Source organism: Catellatospora coxensis (assembly GCF_016862635.1).
In the GTDB taxonomy this organism is placed as follows: Bacteria; Actinomycetota; Actinomycetes; order Mycobacteriales; family Micromonosporaceae; genus Catellatospora; species Catellatospora coxensis.
In genome coordinates this window covers 52216-74995 of the sequence record NZ_BONI01000047.1, presented here as the reverse complement: position 1 = coordinate 74995, position 22780 = coordinate 52216, and the positions used below count along the sequence as shown (strand labels likewise).

Annotated in this window: 16 protein-coding genes and 1 pseudogene; 10 read left to right on the top strand and 7 right to left on the bottom strand. The window is 73.2% G+C overall.

Features of this window, described 5'->3' with window-relative positions; all coding sequences use genetic code 11:
• From Cco03nite_RS25670 to Cco03nite_RS25655, 4 genes and pseudogenes are all read right to left on the bottom strand, one after another.
• Positions 1 to 871 (bottom strand): annotated as a pseudogene (locus Cco03nite_RS25670) (hypothetical protein); the annotation flags it as partial.
• Between the two features lie 195 nt (positions 872 to 1066).
• Complete coding sequence (locus tag Cco03nite_RS25665) at positions 1067 to 2302, bottom strand: macrolide family glycosyltransferase (RefSeq protein ID WP_203694766.1); 1236 nt, start codon at positions 2300 to 2302, stop codon at positions 1067 to 1069.
• A complete protein-coding gene (locus tag Cco03nite_RS25660) occupies positions 2295 to 3605 on the bottom strand; it encodes a condensation domain-containing protein (protein WP_203694765.1) in 1311 nt (436 codons plus the stop codon). The genes Cco03nite_RS25665 and Cco03nite_RS25660 overlap by 8 nt, the downstream gene beginning before the upstream one ends.
• A 162-nt stretch (positions 3606 to 3767) precedes the next feature.
• Positions 3768 to 4868, bottom strand: coding sequence for a hypothetical protein (locus Cco03nite_RS25655; RefSeq protein WP_203694764.1), 1101 nt, complete (start codon positions 4866 to 4868; stop codon positions 3768 to 3770).
• A gap of 57 nt (positions 4869 to 4925) precedes the next feature.
• Here Cco03nite_RS25655 and Cco03nite_RS25650 point away from each other — a divergent pair, with 57 nt between their 5' ends.
• The 4 genes from Cco03nite_RS25650 (at position 4926) to Cco03nite_RS25635 (ending at position 10824) form a co-directional block, all read left to right on the top strand.
• Positions 4926 to 6725 (top strand): ATP-binding cassette domain-containing protein, encoded by a 1800-nt coding sequence (locus Cco03nite_RS25650; protein ID WP_203694763.1) that lies wholly within the window; start codon positions 4926 to 4928, stop codon positions 6723 to 6725.
• Complete coding sequence (locus Cco03nite_RS25645) at positions 6722 to 8497, top strand: ATP-binding cassette domain-containing protein (RefSeq protein ID WP_203694762.1); 1776 nt, start codon at positions 6722 to 6724, stop codon at positions 8495 to 8497. Before Cco03nite_RS25650 ends, Cco03nite_RS25645 begins: the two co-directional genes overlap by 4 nt.
• Before the next feature lie 148 nt (positions 8498 to 8645).
• Complete coding sequence (locus tag Cco03nite_RS25640; RefSeq protein WP_203694761.1) at positions 8646 to 9497, top strand: hypothetical protein; 852 nt, start codon at positions 8646 to 8648, stop codon at positions 9495 to 9497.
• A gap of 157 nt (positions 9498 to 9654) precedes the next feature.
• Positions 9655 to 10824: a damage-control phosphatase ARMT1 family protein gene (locus Cco03nite_RS25635; protein ID WP_203694760.1), complete on the top strand. Its 1170-nt coding sequence runs from the start codon at positions 9655 to 9657 to the stop codon at positions 10822 to 10824.
• Positions 10825 to 10848: 24 nt separating this feature from the next.
• Here the strand turns inward: Cco03nite_RS25635 and Cco03nite_RS25630 are convergent, their stop codons facing one another.
• From Cco03nite_RS25630 to Cco03nite_RS25620, 3 genes are all read right to left on the bottom strand, one after another.
• Positions 10849 to 12675 carry a hypothetical protein gene (locus Cco03nite_RS25630; RefSeq protein ID WP_203694759.1) on the bottom strand — a complete coding sequence of 609 codons (1827 nt, stop codon included), beginning with the start codon at positions 12673 to 12675 and terminating at the stop codon, positions 10849 to 10851.
• 94 nt (positions 12676 to 12769) lie between these two features.
• The gene (locus tag Cco03nite_RS25625) at positions 12770 to 13561 is read right to left on the bottom strand and encodes a maleylpyruvate isomerase family mycothiol-dependent enzyme (protein ID WP_203694758.1); all 792 of its coding nucleotides are present in this window, start codon (positions 13559 to 13561) and stop codon (positions 12770 to 12772) included.
• Between the two features lie 74 nt (positions 13562 to 13635).
• On the bottom strand, positions 13636 to 14280 hold the full coding sequence (locus Cco03nite_RS25620; RefSeq protein ID WP_203694757.1) for a M15 family metallopeptidase: 645 nt from the start codon (positions 14278 to 14280) through the stop codon (positions 13636 to 13638).
• A gap of 151 nt (positions 14281 to 14431) precedes the next feature.
• On the opposite strand from Cco03nite_RS25620, the gene Cco03nite_RS25615 reads away from it, so the two are divergent.
• The 6 genes from Cco03nite_RS25615 to Cco03nite_RS25590 all read left to right on the top strand — a co-directional run bounded on the left by Cco03nite_RS25615 (position 14432) and on the right by Cco03nite_RS25590 (position 22754).
• Positions 14432 to 14896 (top strand): hypothetical protein, encoded by a 465-nt coding sequence (locus Cco03nite_RS25615; RefSeq protein WP_203694756.1) that lies wholly within the window; start codon positions 14432 to 14434, stop codon positions 14894 to 14896.
• 75 nt (positions 14897 to 14971) lie between these two features.
• The gene (locus Cco03nite_RS25610; RefSeq protein ID WP_203694755.1) at positions 14972 to 16645 is read left to right on the top strand and encodes an NAD-binding protein; all 1674 of its coding nucleotides are present in this window, start codon (positions 14972 to 14974) and stop codon (positions 16643 to 16645) included.
• Between the two features lie 90 nt (positions 16646 to 16735).
• Positions 16736 to 17986, top strand: a complete 1251-nt coding sequence (locus Cco03nite_RS25605) for a hypothetical protein (RefSeq protein ID WP_203694754.1) — start codon at positions 16736 to 16738, stop codon at positions 17984 to 17986.
• A gap of 388 nt (positions 17987 to 18374) precedes the next feature.
• Positions 18375 to 19010, top strand: coding sequence for a TetR/AcrR family transcriptional regulator (locus Cco03nite_RS25600; RefSeq protein ID WP_308440665.1), 636 nt, complete (start codon positions 18375 to 18377; stop codon positions 19008 to 19010).
• Complete coding sequence (locus Cco03nite_RS25595) at positions 19004 to 20737, top strand: ABC transporter ATP-binding protein (protein WP_203694752.1); 1734 nt, start codon at positions 19004 to 19006, stop codon at positions 20735 to 20737. Before Cco03nite_RS25600 ends, Cco03nite_RS25595 begins: the two co-directional genes overlap by 7 nt.
• Positions 20738 to 20858: 121 nt before the next feature.
• Positions 20859 to 22754: an ABC transporter ATP-binding protein gene (locus Cco03nite_RS25590; protein ID WP_203694772.1), complete on the top strand. Its 1896-nt coding sequence runs from the start codon at positions 20859 to 20861 to the stop codon at positions 22752 to 22754.
• The last annotated feature ends 26 nt before the right edge of the window (positions 22755 to 22780 follow it).

Here is a 22780-nt window from a genome sequence, read left to right as displayed (position 1 = left end):
CGCCCAGGGCCGGCGAGTTGATGGCCAGGCCGTCCTTCGTGACCTGGTTGCCGGCGAGGCTCACGTTGAGCACGCCCGGGTCGGCCAGCGCCGGCCAGGTCCCGGTGATCCGCCCGGCCAGGTAGTCCGGCCAGCGGGTGTTCGCGCCCAGCGTCGAGCCCGAACCGTCGGAGATCGAGTCGCCGAGCACGACGACCGTGCCCGCGCCGGTCTTGGTCAGGACCTCGATCCCGGCCAGGTAGTAGAAGTGGTTGTAGGCCGCGGTCTGACCGGTGCCGTCGGCGGTCTCGGCCTTGTCGCCGGCGTAGACGTACGAGGTCTGCCGGGCGGTCCAGTGCCAGGACGTCGCGCCGGTCGCGGTCGGCAGGTACAGCGTGACCGCGAGTTCCCCGGTCGCCGAGACCGGCAGGTCGATCGGGTCGGTCAGCAGCTCCGCGCCCTTGTAGACGACGGCGGACTCGCTGCCGTTGAAGGTGACCTCGCGGATGCTCCCGGCCTGCAGGGTGGGCGAGCCGGGCGCGGCGGGCAGGCCGACGCTGGCGTGGCCGATGGTCAGCGGGCCGGTGCCGTACGCGTTGGTGATGCGCAGGCGCACCTTCTCGCCGCCCAGGGAGACCCGCACGAGCTGGCGGATCGACTGGTCGGTGAAGCCGTTGAGCGAGCTGCCGGTGTTGGCCAGGCTCGGCGCGGTGAGTGCGGTCCCCCAGGTCCCCACCCAGCGGCCGGGCAGGCTGCCGGAAGCCGGTCCCGCCCCGGCGACCAGCGTGGTCGCGAGCAGGCCGAGGCCGGCGAGGCCGGCGGCGACGCGCCGGCCGACCCGGCTCGCGCCGGCGCGCGGCGACGCACCGCGCGACGTCGAATCTGTGATCACTTGTGGAACCTCCGTCGATTCCCGAGGGGGATGTGGCGGGCTGTCCCGCCGACGCGACCACGATGCCAATAAATAGTTAAGTTTCTTAGGTACAAAGCTGCGATCAAGGTTGCCGGTTCGGCTGATTTAAATGGCCCCATCTCTCGATGGCACCTAGGCGGCGGGCCGCCCGGGGGGCGCCGGGCGACCCGCCGTCTATCCCTGAGGGGCCAGGGTCCTGACGCCCGCGGCACCGCGCTGAGCGGGCTCCCGCAGGCACGACTCGACGACGTCCGCGGCGCGGGCCGCACCGCCCGCGGCCAGCACCTCGGCCCGCATCGCGGCGACGCCCGCCGCGATGCGGGGGTCCGCGGCCACCCGGCGCACGGCCTCGCGCAGGCCCGCCGGGGTGAGCCCGGCCAGGTCCAGCGATGCGCCGATGCCGGTGTCGACGATGCGGGCGGCGTTGAGGTCCTGCTCCAGGGTCCGGGCCACGGCCACGTGCGGGACGCCGGCCTGCACGCCCTCCATCACCCCGCCCAGCCCGCCGTGGGAGACGAACACCCGCGCGTGCGCCAGCACCGCGAGCTGCGGCACCACTGGCATGACCTGCACGTTCGGCGGCGGGGTGCCCAGCGAGCGCGGGTCGAGGCGGCGGCCCACGGCCAGCACCACGTGCCAGGGCGTGCCCGCGAACGCCTCGAACACCAGGCGGTAGAAGTCGGGCCAGTGGTTGTTGAGCGTGCCCAGCGACACCAGCGCCACCGGCGCGCCGTCGGCGGGCGGGGACCAGGGCACGTCACCGGCGCGCGGGGTCGTGCACGGCCCGACGAAGGAGAATTCCGCACCGAACGCCTCGCCCGCGTACTGGAACACCCTCGGCAGGAAGGCCAGGTGGCGCACCACCCGCGGGGCGAGGAACTCCTCCGCCGGCAGCCCGGTCAGCCCGCGCCCGGCCAGGAAACGCTCCAGGCGCAGGTTGTACTCGGCCAGCGTCGGGTGGGCGAAGTCGACCGGCACCGCCTCGTTGAGCGACCACGGGCCCGCCGAGACGATCATCGGCCAGAGCTGGATCGCGGGGATGCCGTGGGTGTGCGCGAACACGTGCCCGGCGAACGCCATCCGATCGAACAGCACCAGGTCCGGCGGGTCGGCCAGCAGGGCGGGCTCCAGCTGCGGCAGGGTGTGCTCGGTCTCGGCGAGGAAGTTGAGCAGGCTGCGTCCGATGTGCTCCGACCGGGCCGGGGTGCGCGCCTGCGGATCGGTGTCGCCGGGCCGGGTCGAGGTGTACGGGATCACCCGCGCCCCCGCCGCGGCCACGTACGCGGCCCGGTCGGCGGGGGCGGCGTAGCTGACCCGGTGCCCGCGCCGCACCAGCTCGGCGACCACGCCCAGGGTCGGGAACAGGTGCCCGAGCGCCGGGATGTTGAAGAAGGCGATGTGGCTACCCATGCCGGGCCGCCAGGGCGCGAACCGGCAGTTCGGGGTCTCCGGGCAGGTCCCGCAGCACCGTGAGCACCTCGCCGGCCAGTTCCTCGGCCGTCGCCGCGGTGAACAGCCCCGTGTCGTAGCGCAGCGTCAGCGACAGCCCGTCCGGGCCGCGCCACGCGTCGAGCACCAGGTCGTGCAGGATCTGTGCGGTGGCCTGCCCGAACGGCCGCCAGTCGAGGTCGGCCCCGGCACCGCCGGAGGTCTGCGTGTGCAGCGAGACGATCACCTGGAACACCGGCGTGCGCGAGCGGTCCTCGGCCGGGTTCACCGCCGCCACCACCTGGCCGAACGGCACCGCTTGCCGGGCCAGCGCGTCGATGACGACTGCCCGCACCCGGCCCAGCAGCTCGCCGAGGCTCGGCTCGTCCGACAGGTCTGCCCGCAAGGCGATCATGTTGCTGAACAGGCCGACCGCGTCCTCGGTCTCCTCCAGCAGCCGACCGGAGACCGGGGTGCCCAGGCAGAGATCGGTCTGGCCCGAGCGCCGGGCGAGCACCGCGAGCAGCGCCGTGACCAGCGCCATGAACGGCGTCGCCCGCATCTGCCGGGCGAAGTGCTCCAGGGCCTGGGTGTCCGAGGCGTCCAGCCGTACGTCGAGCTGTCCGCCACGGGTGCTCTTCACCGGCGGACGGGGCAGGTCGGTAGGCAGCTCCAGCGGCGGCACGCCGCGCAGCCGCTCCGCCCACCAGCGCAGCTCGCCGTCGTCGGCGCCGTCGGCGCACTGCCAGGCGGCGAAGTCCGCGTACCCGATGGGCGGTTCGGGCAGCGGGGTGCCGCGGTAGAGGGCGGCGGCGTCGCGCTGCAGCACCATCGCGGACTCCCCGTCGGCGAGCAGGTGGTGCAGGGCAAGGCACCACACGTGGTCGTCCGGACCGAGCCGGATCAGCCGCGAGCGCGTCAGTGTGCCGCCGTCCAGGTCCAGCAGCGCCCCGGCCAGCTCGGCGACCAGGCTTCGGGCCCGGCCTTCGGCATCGGTTCCGCCGGACACGTCGACGAACTCGGTGGCGAGACCGCCCGGAGGCCCGATCACCTGCCGGGGACCGTCCGTGCCCACGGTGAACGTGGTGCGCAGCGCGTCGTGCCGGTCGGCCAGGGCGGCGACGGCAGCCGTGAAGGTCGGCACGTCGAGCGGTTCGGTGATCCGGTTGGCGATCACCACGATCGGCGACGCGGTGCCCGGATAGGCGGTGCACAGGTGCCACATCCGCTGCTGCAGCAGGGACAGCGGCGCGGTGGCGGCGGCGCGACGCGGGACGAGCTGCACTCAGCCCACCTCCTCGTCGCCAAACGGTGCTTGCAGATCCATCGACGCCTGCCTGTCTGCGGTGGAGCCGGGTGACACGGCACGCCGGGGTGGGCGCGCGGGGACGCCCGAGTGCCGGAGATCATCCACACATGGGCATATAACTGATAGCACAGTTGACCTTTACTGTAAATATTCCTTCCAGAACTGATCTCCGGCCTGACCAGCGTGTACGCATCCGTCCGATATGGCATGTCGCAGCAGCGGAGCGACGAGCGCGGGCAGCCCGGCGAGCCGGTGGCCGGGCACGAACCGGCGCAGCGCGCCCGGCGCGATCGTGCGCAGCGCCGCGGCCCCGCGCACCGTCCGCAAGGCACGGTCCACCACCGCGACGTCGCCCAGCACCGCGTACGCCGCGACCCCGTAGCAGAACGCGGCCAGCCACAGCTGCAGCAGCAGCGAGTCGGCCACCACCCGGCGCATCCGCCCCGTCGGGTCGCACGCCCCGACCGCCACGGCATAGCGTTCGAGCAGGTCGGGCAGGGCCAGTCCGGACGGGGCGAGGAAGGCGTCGGCGAGCACCGGCCGCCACCCGTCGCCGTCGGGCACCTGGCACACCACCACCCCGTCGAACAGCAGCAGGTGCGGCACCACCGGCGGCACCAGCACCCTGGCCCAGTCGCCGGGCGGGCCGCCGAACAGCGCGGCGTGGCGCGGGCCCTGCAGCACGTCGTTGCCGATCAGGGAGTCGCCCTGCTCGTGCTCGGCCAGATTCGGGGAGCTGACCAGCGGCGTCATCCCGTGCTCGCGGGCGAAGCGCAGCAGCAGCACGTCGTCGGGCTCGCCGGGCTCGGCCGGGAACCCGGCGAGCGCGTGCGCGACCGCGGTCGGCAGGACCACGGCCGTCGTCGGCACGTACGGGTCGAGCAGCGGCACCCAGCCCGCACCCGCCAGCGCGGCCAGCCGCACCGCCGGCGAGGTACGCGAACCCCACTCGGTGAACAGGCACAGGATGCGATCCGGCTGCGCGGCCACCGCCGCCCGCACCAGCCGGGCGAACCCGGGCGCGAGCCGCATGTCGTCCTGCACCAGCAGCCGGTGCGTGCAGCCGGGATCGGCGGTCCGCCAGGCCAGCCGGGCGGTGCGCAGCGCGCTGCGCGGCCCGTCGGGCTCCGGGTCCTCGACCACCTCGAAGTCCAGCCCAGGCTGGCTCGCGGCCAGGGCTTCGGCCTCCGGGCGGCGGCGCGGATGCGCGGTCACCGCGGCCGAAATCGACGCGTGCATTTAAGTATCTTAACTGTTAAGTTTGTTGATGTTACCGGCTGTCGAGAGGACGTCACTATGGGGCCCCGACTGCGCCGGTGGCTCGACCTCGCGCACCTGCTGCGCGGCGCGGGCACGCTGCCAGTCACCGTCGCGCTGCTGGTCAGCGCCGCGTTCGGGCTGGCCCCGATCGTGTTCATGGTGGGCATGGCGGTGCTGCTGTCCCGGGTGCCCGCGGTGGCCCGCGGCGAGGCCGCGCTCGGCGCCGCCGTCGCGCTCACCCTCGCCGCGCTCGTCGCGCAGCAACTGCTCGGCCCGCTGCAGCTCGCGCTGGCCGAACTGCTCGCCCGCCGCGTCGACGGGCACTGCGTGCAGCGGGCGCTACGGGCGGCGTACACCGAGGCGCCGGTGGCGGCCCTGGAACGCCCCGGCACGCTGGACCAGCTCACCGACGTGCGTACGGCGATCGACCGGGCCAGCCCGTCACCCGGCCAGGCCGCCGCGGCGCTGCCCGCGCTGCTGGCCCGCTACACCGGGCTCGCCGGGGCGGTCGTCCTCATCGCGATCGTGCTGTCCCCACTCGCCGGCCTCGTCGTCGCGGTCACCGCGCTGGTCATCCGGTTCGGGCAGCGCGGCTCGCTGGGCCGCTTCGCGGCGGCGTGGGACGAGCTGTCGCCGCAGCGCCGCCGCCTGGCGTACACCCGCACCCTGACCACCGGCACCGCCGCGGCCAAGGAGATCCGGGTGCTCGGGCTGCTCGGCTTCCTCACCGCGCGCCTGGACACCGAGCACCGCGGCTACCTCGATCCGATCTGGAGCATGCGCCGTCGCCTGCTGCTGCGCCCGTTCCTCGGCTTCGCCCTGGCCGGCCTCGCCGGCGCGACCCTGGCGCTGGCCGCCGTCGCCCAGGCCACCGCGAGCGGCGAGCTGAACCTGCTCGGCTACGCCGTCGCCGTGCAGGCGGTGCTGGTGCCGATCCGGTTCGGCGTCTACTTCCCCGAAGCCGACGTGCAGACCCAGTTCGGCGGCCGCGCCCTGGCCGCGCTGACCAGCTTCGAGCAGGCGGTACGTGGCGAAGCCCTGCCCGGGACCGCCCCCGCGCCCGCCCCGCGGCACGAGATCCGGTTCACCCAGGTCGGCTTCGCCTACCCCGGCGGCCGCCGCGTGTTCACGGACCTCGACCTGGCCATCCCCGCCGGGCGCTGCACCGCGATCGTCGGCCTCAACGGGGCCGGCAAGACCACCCTGGTGAAACTGCTGACCCGCTGCTACGACCCCGACCGCGGCGCGGTCACCGTCGACGGCCACGACCTGCGCGACCTCGACCCCCGCTCGTGGCAGCGGCAGCTCGCCGTCATCTTCCAGGACTTCAACCGCTACGAGCTGACCGCCGGCGAGAACATCGGCCTCGGCGCCGGCACCCCGGCCGCCTGGCAGGCCGCGGCGGCCCGCGCCGGCGCACAGGACCTGCTCGGCGACCTGCCGTCGGGCCTGGACACCCCGCTGCACGCCCGCTATGCCGGCGGCCGCGACCTGTCCGGCGGCCAGTGGCAGCGCGTCGCACTGGCCCGCGCCCTGCACGCCGTCGACCGCGGCGCGCGCCTGCTGGTCCTCGACGAACCCACCGCCGCCCTCGACGTACGCGCCGAAGTCGAGTTCTTCGACCGCTTCCTCACCCAGACCGAGGGCCTGACCAGCGTCATCATCTCGCACCGCTTCTCCACGGTGCGGCGCGCCGACCAGATCCTGGTGCTGTCCGACGGGCACGTGGTCGAGCACGGCGACCACGACACTCTCATCGCCGCGGGCAGCCACTACGCCGAGATGTTCGCGCTGCAGGCCAGCCGGTTCCGCGACGACCTGGCAGCCGCCGCATGAGCACCCTGCGCACCGCGCTCGCCTTCGTCTTCGGCCTCGCCTGGGCCGCCGACCGGCGCAAACTCGCCATCGGCGTCGGCCTGATCACCGGCGGCTACCTGGCCACCCCGTTCATCGGCTTCCTGCTGCGCGACTTCACCGACGCCGCGCTCGCCGGGGCGACCGGACCCGCCACCGCGCTCGCCGTCGGCGTCGCGACGCTGCTGGTCGTGGAGCTGATGCTCGGGCACTTCGCGCACCTGTACTACTTCGAGGTCGGCGAGCAGGCCGGCACCGTCCTCGACCGGCGGCTGCTGACCCTGGCCAACGGCCGGCCGACCGTCGCCCACCTCGACGATCCCGCCTTCGCCGACACGCTCGCGCTGGCCGCACAGGACGCCGCCCAGACCCGGCAGTCCCTGGAAGGGCTGCTGCACCTCGGCGGGCTGGTACTGCGGGCCGCCGTCACCACGGTCATCCTCGCCGCCGTCGACCCGTGGCTGGCGCTGCTGCCCCTGGCCGCGGTGCCGCCGGTGCTCGTCGCCCGCCGCGCCGCGAAGCTGGCCGAACGCGCCCGCGAGCACACCGCCGAAGCCGGACGGCTGTCCAGCCACCTGCTCGCGCTGGCCGCCGACGCCGACGCGGTCAAGGAGATCCGGCTCTGCGGCGCGGACGAGTTCCTGCTCACCCGCCAGGCCGAGACGTGGTCCCGGATGACCGAGACACTGTGGGCGGCACACTGGCGGGCCGCGCTGCTGCGCGGGTGCGGGCAGCTGCTCTTCGCGTTCGCGTACGGCGGGGCGATCCTGCTGGTGCTCGGCCGGGCCGTCGACGGCACCGCGACCGTGGGCGAGGTCATCCTGGTGGTGACCCTGGCCGTGCAGATCAGCGTGCAGGTGGCCGGGGCGATCGGGCTGCACGCCACGGTCGCCGCCGCCGCGCGCACCGCCGACCGCTTCGCCGAGCTGGCCGCCGCCGCACCCGAGCCGGAGCCCGCGACCGCGTCAGCCCCGCGGCGGCTGCGGCACGGCATCCGCCTGGACGGTGTCACGTTCGCCTACCCGGGCGCGGCCGAGCCGACGCTGCGCGACGTCGACCTGACCCTGCCCGCCGGGGCGACCGTCGCGCTCGTCGGCGAGAACGGCGCGGGCAAGAGCACCCTGGTCAAGCTGCTCTGCGGGCTGTACGCCCCGACCGGCGGCACGCTCACCGTCGACGGCGCCGACCTGGGCCGGATCCCCACCGAGTCCTGGCACCGGCGGATCGCCATGCTGTTCCAGGACTTCGCCCGGCTGCACTGGACGGTCCGCGACAACGTCGGCGTCGGCGAGCTGCCCCTGCACGACGACGACGCGGCGCTGCAGGCCGCGATCCACCGGGCCCGCGCCGCACGCGCCGTCGACCAGGCCGGGGGCCTGGACGGCATGCTCGGCCGGGGGTACGCCGACGGCACCGAACTGTCCGGCGGGCAGTGGCAGTCGCTCGGCCTCGCCCGGTCGCTGATGCGGCCCCGGCCGCTGCTGCTGGCCCTGGACGAGCCCGCCGCCGCGCTCGACGCCCACGCCGAGAACGCGCTGTTCACCCGCTTCGCCACGGCGGCCCGGCGGGCGGCTCGGGGCACCGGCGCGATCACCCTGTTCGTCTCACACCGCTTCTCGACCGTGCGCGCCGCCGACCTGATCGTCGTGCTGCGCGACGGCACGGTCGCCGAGCTGGGCAGCCACGACGAGCTGATGGCCCGGGGCGGCCTCTACCACGACCTGTTCACCTTGCAGGCCAAGGCATACGCCTGACACCGCGCCAGCTGCCGAGCGGCGTGCGCGAACCGGATCTAGAAGAGTTGTCGTCGCTGGGGCGACCACAACTCTTCTAGATCCGCGGCCTGGTCGGATTTGTGACGGGTCCTAGGCAAGGTGGAGCGATCAACTTACCGTGTGCGCCATGACCGCCTCTCCGCTGCGCCACGCCGCCCCCGGCGACGACGTCGCGCGTATCCATAACCCCGCTCGCCCGTACCGCACCGCCGTCGCTGTCGCCGGTGTGCTCGTTCTCGCCCTGCTGGGCACCGCCGCCTGCGGGAAGAAAGGCGAGCCGCAAGCCACCGCCAGCGCCAACACCGTGATCACGGACAGCCCCGGGACCAGTGCGAGCGCCCTGCCGTCCGGCTCCGCGGCGGCGACGCCTCAGCCGTCGTCGACCGGTGGCAGCGGCAACGGCAGCGGGACGCCGACGTTCCCGAAGACGGCCAAGGACTACGGCCTGGCCGCGCTCGCCGCCTGGGCGTCGGGCAGCAAGTCCAAACTCGACCAGTACGCCGTCCAGGCCGCGGTGTCGCAGTTCATGGGTCACGGCAAGCCCAACAGCCAGTGGACCACACTCAACTGCTCGGCCGCCGGCAGCGGGCGCACCGCGTGCGACTACCGCAACGCGCACGGCGACGACACCAAGCTGACCATGGACGACACCCAGCTCGGGCACCCGACGGCGGTCGTCGACGTGTTCGTCAACCGCACCCAGTACCCGGCCGACGCCGCCGGGTACGTCGGCTTCTTCATGGCCGCGTGGGGCGATGGCAACAAGCAGCGGATGACCCGCTTCTCCAGCACGTCCATCGCGAACATGTTCACCGGCAAGACCCCGCCGACCGGCAGCCAGACCGAGGCCACCCAGAACGGCAGCACCTGGACGGTACGGGTGACCGGCCTCCCGCTGGGCTCCGGGAACTGGACGTTCACCGTCAGCGGCGGCAAGCTCGGCGGCGGCAACGCGATCACCGCCGCGAAGTTCGACTGACCGGTCCAGCCTCACGTGACGCGGAACCCCGGCGGCCTGCGCGAACCGCAGGCCGCCGGTCGTGCGCCGAACCAGGTGCACCGGGCTGCACGGCCGGGCGGGCGGTGCCGCATAGACTTTGCCGTGATCGGGTGACGGCGACGCGAGGGGCGAACGAGTGTCCGAGGCTGACCGAGGGCTTGCCGACGCGCCCCCGATCCTGAGCGACGTGCCGGGTTCGTTCACCTGGCGGGTGCTGCACGACCGGCATCCGGCGATCATCGAGCAGGTCACGGCGGCGTTCCCGTACCCGCCGCGTATCCGGGCCGCGCTGGCCCGGCTGGCCGAGGACGCGGTGTCCGGCGTGATCGAGCCGCTGCCCGCCGACGCCCACGACGCCGCCGACTGGGCCGGCTGGAGCGCGCCATACCTGGGCATGAGCTGGTACGACGTGCCGTTCCTGTGGGCCGAGAACTACTTCTACCGGCGGCTGCTGGAGGCCGTGGAGTACTTCCGGCCCGGCCCGTGGCGCGGGTTGGACCCGTTCACCCCGCAGAAGTCGGCGGAGCTGGCCGACCCGGCGCTCGACGCCGATCTCGCCGCGCTGGCCGGCCTGGCCGGTCGCCCCGTCGAGGAGCAGCTGACCGCGGCCGTGGACGCCGCGCTCTGGGGCAACCGGGCCGACCTGGCCACCCGCGTGTCCGACCCGGACGCCGAGCACCGCAAGCAGGCCTCCGACCTGGTCGCCGACGACAGCGCGGTGCTGCGGCGGCTGCTCGCGCCGGGCAGCGGCGGCACGGTGTGCCTGGTCGCCGACAACGCCGGGCGCGAACTCATGCCCGACCTGGTGCTGATCGACGTGCTCCTGCGCAACGGGCTGGCCGACCGGGTCGAACTGCACCTCAAACCCCAGCCGTACTTCGTCTCCGACGCCATGCTCCACGACCTGCTGTCCTGCCTGCGGCGGCTGGCCGAGGCGGCCCCGGCGCTGCGGGAGCGGCTGTTGGCGGCGCTGCGCGACGGGTCGCTGGAGGTGGTCACCGACGCGTTCTACTGCGAGCCGCTGAGCTATCACGACCTGCCCGGCGACCTGGCCGCACGGTTCCGGGAGGCGAAGCTGACCATCGTGAAGGGCGACCTGAACTACCGCCGCCTCGTCGGGGACCGCCACTGGCCGGCGGCCACCCCGTTCGAGGCGGTGACGGCGTACTTCCCGGGGGCGGTCGCGGCGCTGCGCACGCTCAAGTCGGAGGTCCTGGTCGGGGCGCCGGACGTCGCGGCGCTGGACGCCGCCGGTCCCGGCTGGCGGCTGGACGGCACCCACGGACTGATCCAGGTCCGGACCTAGCCGGCACCGTCCTCGGCGGCGCGGTCAGCGGCGGCTGAACAGGTTGCGCAGGTTCGAGACGCCGATCGCGACGGCAGCGGCGACCGCGAGCACGCCGAACGCGATGCGCAGGTTGGTGACCAGCAGCCAGGTCAGCCAGCCCAGCCCGGCGACGATGGCGAGGCTCAGCAGGAACAGCAGCAGGCGTCGGCGCAGCACCGCCTCGACGGCCATCACCGCCAGCACCGCGAGCGTGCACGCCAGCAGCAGCGAACCCTGCTCCAGCAGCAGCGCGAAGCCGAGCAGGAGCAGCAGCACCGACAGCGACGCCCCGGCCCAGAACCGCAGCAGCGCCCCGGCCGGGGCGGCGACGTCGGGCACGACCCGGTTGCGCAGGTGCGCGTGCGGCGGCGGCAGCGGCGGCACCCCGCCCACCGCCCGGAGCTGGTCTCGTTCGTTCACGGCCGCGCGGCGGCGGGCGCGCAGCGACGCCACGGCCTGCTCCTGGGCGAGCAGGGAGGCGGCCGCGCCGTCGCCGCCGCGGCGGCTCGCGGTCACCGTCGGCGGCAGCACCTCCAGCCCGGCCGACATACGCCGCAGCTCGTCCTGGCCGTCGGCGATCCGGGCGTCGAGTTCGGTGATGGTGTCGGCCAGCTCGCGGGCCCGGTCGGCGCCGGCGCGCAGCGCGCGGGCGGGGGTCGGCGGCACCTTGTCCAGGCCGGCCCAGCCGACCGGGTCGCCCCACGAGGCCCGGATCGCGCCGCTGCGCTCGTAGCGGGGACCGGCGGGCGCGCGCTCGCCGCCGAACGGGTCGGCGGTGTCCAGCCCCCACAGGCCGCGGTAGTCGCGCACCCAGGGGGTGGCGGAGTCGATCAGGATCGGGCTCCACGGCCGGGACGTGCCGGGGCCGATGCGCTCGCCGTCGCCGCGGCGGTAGTCGACGTACGGGATGCCGAGGCCCTCGGCGACCTTGCCGCGGGTCCACGGGAACAGCACCGCCCGGACCCGGGTCAGCGTGTTGAGGGCGCCCTCCAGCGCGGGCGGCTGCACCCGCACCAGGTAGTCGCCGGGCAGGTACGCCCCCGAGTGCGAGCCCGCGCCCGCGTTGGCCACCAGGTGGGTGCCCTCGACCCAGCTCAGGTCGGGGTCGTCGGGGCGGCGGCGCAGCTCGTCGCCGACCTCGTCGTGGGAGGACAGCGCCACCCAGGCGAGCTCGAACCCGTCCGGCCCGTCGGGTGAGGGCACCAGGTACAGGGTGAGCTGCTCCCAGTCGGACTCGTGGTCGTTGACGCCGCTGAAGCTGGACCGCCAGTCGTTCATCGCGTACAGGAACCAGTACTGGATGACGACGTAGCCGCCGTCCGAGCTGACGTGGGCGTGGTAGGTGTCGGTCTGCGGGCCGGCGGCGGCGTACTGGCGCTGCACCGCAGCGGTGAGCCCGCCCGGGACCCGGCCGCGCAGGGTCAGCGACAGGCGCAGCAGCGAGTCGATGAACCGGCCGATCAGCCCGACCGCGGCCAGCCGGGACACCCCGGTGAACTTCGGCCGGTCCGGTCTGCGCCGCCATTCCCGCAGCTCACGATGCCCGAGGCCGCGCGGGGCGTAGCGCAGGAACAGGGCGGCCTCGGGGTGCTCCCGGGCGGTTTCGGCGAGCCGCTCGGGGTCCAGCTCGCCGTGGTCGACCAGCAGCGTCGGCGCGCCGCGCGACGTATGGTGCGAGGCCCACAGGGCCGCTCCGGCCAGGTAGGTGTCGACGGGCATCGGGAAGAACATCTCGCCTGCGGTGAAGCACAGCACCGGCTCGTAGCGCCGTACGAGGGCGCGCAGGTCGACTCCTTCGAGCAGCCCCGTACGGTCGTCTACGCCGGTCACCACCGTAGTGTCACAGCTCCGGCAGGAGCGGTCGGGCGAAACCTGCTCATACCGTCCCGCCCGAGGTGACGCGGGCGGGACGGGTGCGCGGCGCTCAGAAGCCGCGGAACACCTGGCGGAGCAGGTCCAGGTCGGCCTCGCCGGCGGTCTCCACGGCGGCCGGGGTGTGCTGCGGCGAGAGCCGGCCGACGACCAGGCGCAACCAGGCCTCGGCGGGCAGCCGGAGCACGCCGTCGGCGTCGGCCGGGGCGTCGGCCAGCTCGACCTTGTCTGCCAGCCGCAGGCCGTGCACCGCGTCGGGGCCGGTGGTCTCGACGCGCAGGGTCAGCGTCCGGCCGTCGAGCGCATCGGACTTGGCCAGCCAGCCGAACATGCCGCCGAGCGTGCCCGTGAGCAGCGGAACCGCCTCGGCGGCGAGCACGGCCTGCGGGTCGGCGCCGACCCGCACGTCCCAGGAGTGGAAGGTGTACTCGCTCAGCCGCAGGCTCGCCGCGGTGGCCACGTCGACCGGCGCTGGCAGGAAGCCCAGGTCGATCCGCAGGTCCGCGAGCGTGTCCGCGTCGAGCGACTCGTACTTCGCCAGCAGGGCGTCGTTGGCGGCGAGGAAGCCCTCGGCCCGGTCGGCGGGGGCCATCGCGTCCCAGCGCGCCCAGACGCCCTTGTTGAACTCGAAGCCGGGGGTGGGCTCGCCCGCCAGCGCCGCCTCGACCGTGGCGAGGTGGATCTCGGCACCGCTGCCCAGGTGGCTGAGCACCTGGGACACGTCCCACTCGGACGCGCCCGACGGGCCGGTGAGGTCGGCTGCCGGCAGGTCGCGCACGTGCGCGGCGAGCGTGTCGTGGCCGGACCGCAGCGCGGCGATGACGGCGTCGGCGGAGCTGGTCATAAGGGCACTCCTCGGTGGACTCGGGTCTCTTCGGCTGGATCAACTCCGGACCCCGCCCGCTTGTTCCGGGGAGTTCACACCGCCGCGACGGGGCCGTACCGGGTCTGCGCGGCGCGGGTCTGCAGGGCCCAGTAGCGGTCGCCGTAGGACCAGTGCCACCACTCGGTGGGGTAGTTGACCAGGCCGACGCCCGACAGCGCGAGCGACAGCACGTCGCGGTGCCCGCGGGCCGTCGCCGACACGTGCGGCGAGGCGGTGAAGCAGGCGTCCGCGCTGGCCAGCGGGCTCGCGTTGACGGCGGTGCCCATGTCCAGCTCCATGCCGTCCTCGGTGCACAGGGTCAGGTCGACGGTGCCGCCGGTGCTGTGCGGGGCGACGTCGGGCGGCGAGACGTACTTGCTCGCCTCGGTGTGCAGCCGCTCGGCGTCCCACCCCGGGTGGGCGGCCCGCAGCTCGGCCTGGTAGTCCTCGAAGTACTCGGTCTGCAGGCGCAGCGGCCGGTACGCCTCGATCACCAGCAGCCGCAGCCCGTCGGGCAGGGCACGCTGCGCGTCCAGCAGCCGCTGCGCGACACCCTCGCGCAGATGGGCGTACGCCCCGGCGGGGTCGGCGAGCCGCGAGTCGATGCGCAGCTCGGGCACCTCGCGCAGGTCGATCATGGGTTCACCGGTGTCGCCGAGGGCGATGGCGGAGATCCGGCGGTCGGACAGCAGGATCATGCCGCCGCCTCGCTAGTCAGGTCGGTCACGGTGCCCAGTCCACCCGACCGGCTGCGACGTGGGCGTGAGCACGAACGCTCACGCCCCGCTCACACACCGGCGCGCAGGCGCGTCCGCGGCCGATGACGCACCGGCGGGCTAGCATCCGGAAATGACGATTCTCGCGGACGTGGCCGGTGACTGGACCGGGGCCAACGGCTTCCGGCTGATGCCTCAGGACCCGTTCGCCGAGTCGCTGGCCACGCTGACGCTGGCCACGGCGGCAGGCGGCCACATGACGACGGTCGCCTACACCTGGGCGCACCCGGCCGACGGTCCGCAGCAGGGCCTGCTCGCCCTCGGCTCCGGTGAGGAGCCCGGCGCGGTGGTCGGGCTGTGGAGCGACTCGTGGCACCAGCAGCCCGCGGCCAGGACGCTGCCCGGCACCGTACGCGACGGCGGGGTCGTCGAGCTGGAGGCCGACTACGGCGGCGGCTGGCGCTGGCGGATCATCATCGACGCCACGGGCGCCACGCTGCAGCTGCGCATGGACAACGTGATCCCCGCCGACCGGGCCACAGCCGAGGTCGCCGCCGGGCCGTACCCGGCGATGCTCATGACGTTGCGCCGCCGCTGAGACCGCGACGCTCAGTTCACCGCCCGGCCACCCGGAGGCCATCCCCCGTCGATGCGATGGGCCGACCATTCCGGCATGCCCGCAGCCCGCACGAACCACTTCGTCCTCAACGGATCGGACGACCTGACCTACCGCCTGGCGCAACAGCTCTCGGAACGCTACCGCGCCGAGGTCGTGGTGCTGATGACCGAGGCGGAACAGGCCGCGGCGCGCGACTTCACCGACCTGGACCGGGTGGCGCTGGTGGTGGCCGAGCGCATCGACGAGCACGCGCTGCGCGGCGTCGACGTCGCCACCGCGGCCGGGCTCGCGCTGGCGGTGCAGGACGACGTCGGCAACCTCTCGCTGGCGCTGCTGGCCCGTGACGTCGCCCCGCGGCTGCGGCTGGTGCTGCGGATGTACCACACCGCGCTGGGTCAGGACATCGAGTCGCTGCTCGGCAACGCGCGGGTGCTGTCCGATGCGGAGATCGCCGGTCCGGAGCTGGTGGCGACGGCGCTCGGCGAGGTCGCGGCGACGCCGGTGCAGGTGGCCCGGCGCACGCTGGTCGTCGCCCCGCGCGCGGACGTCGCGCCCCAGGACGTGGTGTGCGGGCTCGCCGGCACCTCGGCCGGGGACGGGCCGCTGGTGCTGCCCGGTGACGAGCGCGCCGCCGACCTGGTGCTCGCCGAGGACCGCGGACCGGCGTCGCTGTGGGAGACCTCGCTGGGCCTGAGCCGGCTCACCCCGAAGCGCCCCTCCTGGGCCGGGCTGGTGCTGTCGTTCCTGGGCGCGCTGTTCTCCCGCAAGACCCGCATCGCCGTCACCGCCGTACTGGCGATCATCGTCGCGGCGGGCGCGGCCCTGGCGCTCAGCCTGCACCTGCGGCCCTGGCCGGCGTTCTACGCGGCGGCGACCACGGTGCTCGGCGGCCCGCAGCCCGAGTCGGGCTACCAGCCCCGGCAGCAGGCGCTGCAACTGCTGCTCGGGCTGGCCGGGCTGGCGTTCATCCCGCTGGTGACGGCGCTGGTGGTGGAGGGCACGGTGCGGGCGCGCCTGGCCGTGGCGCAGCTGCGGCTCATCCAGCCGCGCTCCGGGCACGTCGTGGTGGTCGGCCTCGGCGGCGTCGGGACCCGGGTGCTGCGGCTGCTGCACGACCGCGGCATCACCATGGTCGCCGTCGCCCAGGACGAGAACGCCCGCGGCGTGGCGCTGGCCCGGGAACTGGACATCCCGCTGCTGATCGGCGACCCGAGCCGGGAGACCACGCTGCGCCAGGCGGGCGTGGACCGGTGCAAGGCGCTGCTCGCCGTGGACCGCTCCGACATGGCCAACCTGCAGACCGCGCTGTACGCCCGCAAGCTGCAGCAGCGGGTCCGGGTCGTGCTGCGCCTGTTCGATCCCGACCTCGCCGACCGGGTGCGCGCCACCTTCGACCTGCCGCTGTCGCGCAGCGTGTCGAACATGGCGGTGCCCGCGTTCGCGGAGGCGCTGATGGGCCGGGAGGTGATCGGCACCATCGCCGTCGACCGGCGGGTGCTGCTCATCGCCGAGGTGTTCGTGCCCGTCGGCTCGCCGCTGGCCGGCACGACGACCGCGAACGTCGACCGGGCCGAGGCGATCCGGGTGGTCGCGGTGACCGAGTTCGGCGAGCCCCGGCCGCTGTGGAAACCAAGCCCGGCCCGGCGGGTACGCGAACGCGACCGGCTCACCGTCGTCGCGACCCGCGACGGGCTCACCGAGCTGACCATGCGCAACCGGCGGCGGTGACCGCTCGATCGTGTCACGTCCATCACCAGCGGGCCCGCCGCCAGTTGGTACCGGTGGTGCTGCACGTAGTGGTGACACGGGGAGCTTGAGATGTGGATTCGCAGGTCGCTGCTGGCCGCCGCGGGCACGGCGTACGGGCTGCTGCCGCTGACCGCCGCCGCGGGCGCGCCGGTGCCCGGTGCGCCGGAGCCGACGGTGCCGGATGCGGTGTACCCGCTGGTCGCGTACGTGGAGCCGAAGCTTGGCGGGGCTTCGCAGGCGTTCGGCGCGGGCGTGTTCGACGCCGACTCGGGCGGCCTGGGCGCGGTCGGCGGTGACGCCGTCTCGTCGCTGCGCGTGGCCGAGGGCTTCCGCGTGCTGGCCTGCGACCGCACCGCCGCGCGGAGCGCGGACGCCGTCGACGGCCTCGGCCCCTGCCGCTACTTCGACGCCGGCTGGTACGACCAGGTCGGCGGCGGCCTCGACGACAGGATCTCGCTGCTGACCGTGGTCGCCGCGAAGGAGACCGGCCAGGGCGTCACCGTGTACGGCGAGCCCGCGCTGTCGGGCGGCAAGTTGCACCTGGGCCCCGGCCGGTACGAGGCCGCCGCGGGCGACCTGGACCGGCTCGACGCGGTCCGGTCCCTGGCCGTGGCCGACGGCCACCGGGCCGTGCTCTGCGACAGCGACCGCTCCACGGCCACCGCCAGCGGCAACCCCGGCCTGTGCCAGATCTTCGAACCCGGCGAGCACCCGTCGGTCGGCGGCCTCGACGGGATGATCTCCCTGATCGCCGTCGGCGGCCCGGCGGTCACCGCGGCCGACGGGCCCGCGCTGGCCGGCACGGTGCAGACGTTCGGCCCCGGGGTGCACCAGGCCGCGGCCGGTCAGCTGACGCCGGTGGGCAACGACGCGATCAGCTCGCTGCGGGTGGCGGCCGGTCAGCGGGTGCTGGCCTGCGCCGATGATCATGTCGCGCCGGCCGTGCTGGGCGAGTGCGCGCTGTTCGCCTCCGGGGTGCACGAGCTGGCCGGGACGGGCCTCGACGACGGCATCTCCCTGCTGGCCGTGTCGGCGGGCCCGTCGACCGGCCAGGTCCTTACCGCGTACGCCGACGGCGGCCTGACCGGCTCGTCCGGGGCGTTCGGCGCGGGCATGTTCGCCGCCGTGGACCTGGGCGCGGTCGGCAACGACGCGATCAGCTCGCTGCGCCTGGCCGAGGGCGGGCGGGCGGTGCTCTGCGAGCACGACGCCACCGCGCCGGGCGAGGTCGGCGCGTGCCACCTGTTCACGGCCGGTGATCACGCGACGGTCGGCAAGGCCCTCAACGACCAGACTTCCTTGATCTTCGTCGCCCCCTGAGCCGTTCCACGCCCGGCGTCCGCTGCGCGGTCACCGCAGGGTCGCGCACCTGTGGTCTCCGCGAAGCCGGAAGGTCGCCCGCTGCTCCGCGCGTGCCGCCCGCGCCCGCGGCGCAGCTGCCCGACGGCGTGGACCCGCCCCCATCTGGTCCGCGTCGCCGCATACGCAGGGTCATCCAACGGACGCGGATCGTGTGGTCTCGCGCGGTGGTCGCTCGGGCTGCGGTTACATCGTTTTTGATGTGAGCACATCAAAAACGATGTAACCGCTCGATGAGCGATCCCTCGCGCCGGCGCTACCCAGAGTCACCCACCGCACCGGTTCCAGCCACCTTGCGACGGGCACACGCTCAACGCTGTCGGCGAACAATCAGAAAACGCATTGCGGAGTGAGTGCTCACTCATTTAGAGTCGCGGCCGTGACTGACGCCTCCCCCCGGCGCCGGGTTTCCCCGTTGACCCCCGAGGACCGGCGTGCCGCGATCATCGCGGCGACCCTCCCCTTGCTGCGTGCCGAAGGTGTGCACGTGAGCAGCAAGCGGATCGCCGAGTGCGCGGGTGTCGCGGAGGGGACCATCTTCCGCGCCTTCCCCGACAAGAACGCCCTGATCTCGGCGACCCTCGCCCACGCCTTCGACCCGGCCCCCACCATCGAGTCGATCAAGGCAGTGGCAGGCGACCCCGATGTCAGGTTCCGGCTCAAGACGGCGGTGCGGATCCTCACGCGCCGTTTCCGCGACAACGCCCCGCTGATGATGTCGCTGCGCGGCAGCGGCCTCGCCGTGGTCACCACCACGCCCGTGTTCGATCCCCGCGAGGCGCTGACCGGTATCTCGGATGCGGTCGCTGAGCTGATCAAGGATGATGCCGACTCGTTCCGGCTCCCACCGGAGACCGTCGCGTCCCTGCTCATCTCGATGGTGTTCTTCAACAACCGCAGCGAGATCCTCCCCGAAGACCAGATCGTCGACGTCGTCCTGGACGGCGTGCTCTCCCCCGAGGCCAAGAAAGAGCCCGCATGCTGATCACACTCGTACGCCGCCAGCTGCGGCCCTACCGGCGGCACATCTCGCTCGTCGTGCTGCTGCAGTTCGTGCAGACGGTGGCGAACCTCTACCTGCCCACCCTCAACGCCGACATCATCGACCACGGCGTGGTCAAGGGCGACACCGGCTACATCATGCGCGTCGGCGCCGCCATGATCGGCGTCTCGCTGGTGCAGATCATCTGCTCGATCGGCGCGGTCTACGTCGGAGCCCAGGTCGCCAGCGCGCTGGGCCGCGACGTCCGGGCCGCGATCTTCGACCGGGTGCAGTCGTTCTCCGCCCGCGAGGTGGGCCACTTCGGCGCGCCGTCGCTCATCACCCGTACCACCAATGACGTGCAGCAGGTCCAGATGCTCGCGCTGATGACCTTCACCATGATGGTCAGCGCGCCGATCATGATGGTCGGCGGCATCGTGCTGGCGCTGCAGCTCGACGTGCAGCTGTCCGGGCTGCTGCTGGCCGTGATCCCGGCGCTGGTCCTCGGCATCGGCTTCATCGTGTGGCGGATGCGCCCGCTGTTCCGGGCCATGCAGACCAACATCGACGAGGTCAACCGGGTGATGCGGGAGCAGATCACCGGCATCCGGGTGATCCGCGCGTTCGTCCGCGACCGGCACGAGCAGGAGCGCTTCGCCGGGGCCAACACCGAGCTGACCAACGTCGCGCTGGCCGTCGGCAAGCTGATGGCCTCGATGTTCCCGTTCGTCATGCTCGTCATCAACATCTCGACGGTGGCCGTGCTGTGGTTCGGCGCGCACCGCATCGACAGCGGCGGCATGGAGATCGGCGCGCTGACCGCGTACCTCAGCTACCTGATGCAGATCCTGATGGCGGTGATGATGGCGACTTTCATGTTTGTCATGTTGCCGCGCGCCGAGGTCTGCGCGGAGCGGATCGAGGAGGTGCTCGGCACCGACTCCAGCGTGGTCCCGCCGACCGCGCCGGTCAGCCCGGAAGGGCTGCGCGGGCACCTGGAGCTGCGCGACGTCGAGTTCAGCTACCCGGGCGCGGAGGAGCCGGTGCTGCGCAGCATCGGATTCAGCGCCCGGCCCGGCGAGACCACCGCGATCATCGGCAGCACCGGCAGCGGCAAGTCGACGCTGCTGCACCTGGTGCCGCGGCTGTTCGACGCCACCGGCGGCCGGGTGCTGGTCGACGACGTCGACGTGCGCGACATCGAGCCGCAAGCCCTGTCCCGGGCCATCGGCTTCGTCCCGCAGAAGCCGTACCTGTTCTCCGGCACCGTCGCGTCGAACCTGCGCTACGGCAAGGCCGACGCCACCGACGAGGAGCTGTGGCGGGCCCTGGAAGTGGCGCAGGCCAAGGAGTTCGTGCAGGCCATGCCCGAAGGGCTGGACGCGCCGATCGCCCAGGGCGGCACCAACGTCTCCGGCGGCCAGCGCCAGCGCCTGGCCATCGCCCGCGCGCTGGTCAGCCGGCCCGAGATCTACCTGTTCGACGACTCGTTCTCGGCCCTGGACTACGCCACCGACGCCGCGCTGCGCCGGGAGCTGTCCCGGGAGACCGCCGACGCGACGGTCGTGATCGTCGCCCAGCGCGTCAACACCATCCGCGACGCCGACCGCATCCTCGTCCTCGACGACGGGCAGGTCGTCGGCACCGGCACCCACAGCGAACTCATGAACAGCAACGTGACCTATCGCGAGATCGTGCTGTCCCAGCTCACCGAGGAGGAGGCGGCATGAGCGAGCGTAGCGAGCGAATCATGAGCCCCGTGCGTCACGACGGAGCCGAGCGCAGCGAGGTGACGGCGTGACTCAGACCCCCGTACGCCGTGATTCAGGGCCTCGCTTCGGACCCGGCGCGATGATGGCCGGCCCGCCGCAGGGCAAGTCGCTCAACTTCAAGCAGTCCAGCCGCCGCCTGCTGAAACTGCTGATGCCGCACCGCGTCGCCGTCTGGTCGGCCGTGGCGCTCGGCGTCATCGGCGTGGGCCTGTCGGTGATCGGCCCGCGCATCCTCGGCCACGCCACCGACGTGCTGTTCACCGGCGTCGTCAGCGGCGGCATCCCGGAGGGCGTCACCAAGGCGCAGGCCGTCGAGTCGGTCCGCGCCCAGGGAAACGGCACGCTCGCCGACATGCTCGCCTCGATGGACCTGGTCCCCGGGCAGGGCGTCGACTTCGACGCGCTGGGCCGGGTGCTGCTGGTCGCGCTGGGCGTGTACGTCGCCGCGTCGCTGTTCTCGCTGATGCAGTTCCGGATCATCACGACGGTCGTGCAACGTGCTATCTACACCCTGCGCGAGCAGGTGGAGACGAAGCTGTCCCGGCTGCCGCTGAGCTACTTCGACGGCCAGCAGCGCGGCGAGGTGCTCAGCCGGGCCACCAATGACATCGACAACGTCGCGCAGACGATGCAGCAGTCGCTGAGCCAGCTGATGAACTCGGTGCTCACCATCGTCGGCGTACTGGCGATGATGTTCTGGATCTCGCCCCTGCTGGCGCTGATCGCGCTCGTCACCGTGCCGGTGTCGGTGTGGGTGACCATGAAGATCGGCAAGAAGGCGCAGCCGCAGTTCATCGCGCAGTGGGCCGTCACCGGCAAGCTCAACGCCCACATCGAGGAGATGTACACCGGCCACTCGCTGGTCAAGGTGTTCGGGCGGCAGCAGGAGGCGGCCGCGACGTTCAAGGAGCACAACGAGGCGCTGTACACGGCCGGTTTCAAGGCGCAGTTCATCTCCGGCATGATCCAGCCCGCCATGTTCTTCATCGGCAACCTGAACTACGTGCTGGTCGCCGTCGTCGGTGCGCTGCGCGTGGCGTCGGGCTCGCTGTCGCTGGGCGACGTGCAGGCGTTCATCCAGTACAGCCGCCAGTTCAGCCAGCCACTGAGCCAGGTCGCCGCGATGTCCAACCTGGTGCAGTCCGGTGTCGCCTCCGCCGAGCGGGTGTTCGAGCTGCTCGACGCGACCGAGCAGAGCCCCGAGCCGGTCCCCGCGGCCCGGGTCACGGACCTGCGCGGGCGGGTCGGCTTCGAGCACGTGTCGTTCCGGTACAGCGAGGACAAGCCGCTGATCGAGGACCTGTCGCTGGCGGTGGAGCCCGGCCAGACCGTGGCCATCGTCGGCCCGACCGGCGCGGGCAAGACCACGCTGGTCAACCTGCTGATGCGCTTCTACGAGGTGACCGGCGGGCGGATCACGCTCGACGGCGTCGACATCGCCGCGATGGACCGCGAGGACCTGCGGTCCAAGACCGGCATGGTGCTGCAGGACACCTGGCTGTTCGGCGGCACCATCGCCGACAACATCGCGTACGGCGCGGACTCCCCCACCCGGGAGCAGATCGTCGAGGCCGCCAAGGCCGCGCACGTGGACCGGTTCGTCCGTACGCTGCCCGACGGCTACGAGACGGTGCTGGACGAGGACGGCACCAACCTCAGCACCGGCGAGCGGCAGCTGATCACCATCGCGCGGGCGTTCCTCGCCGAGCCGAGCATCCTCATCCTCGACGAGGCGACCAGCTCCGTCGACACCCGTACCGAGGTGCTCATCCAGCGGGCGCTGAACTCGCTACGCAGCGGCCGGACCAGCTTCGTCATCGCGCACCGCCTGTCCACCATCCGCAACGCCGACGTCATCCTCGTCATGGAGCACGGCTCGATCGTCGAACACGGCTCCCACGACAAGCTGATCGCCTCCGGCGGCGCCTACGCCCGCCTCTACGAGGCCCAGTTCGCCGGCGCCACCACCGAATGAAACAAAGGAAGGGCACCTTCTACACG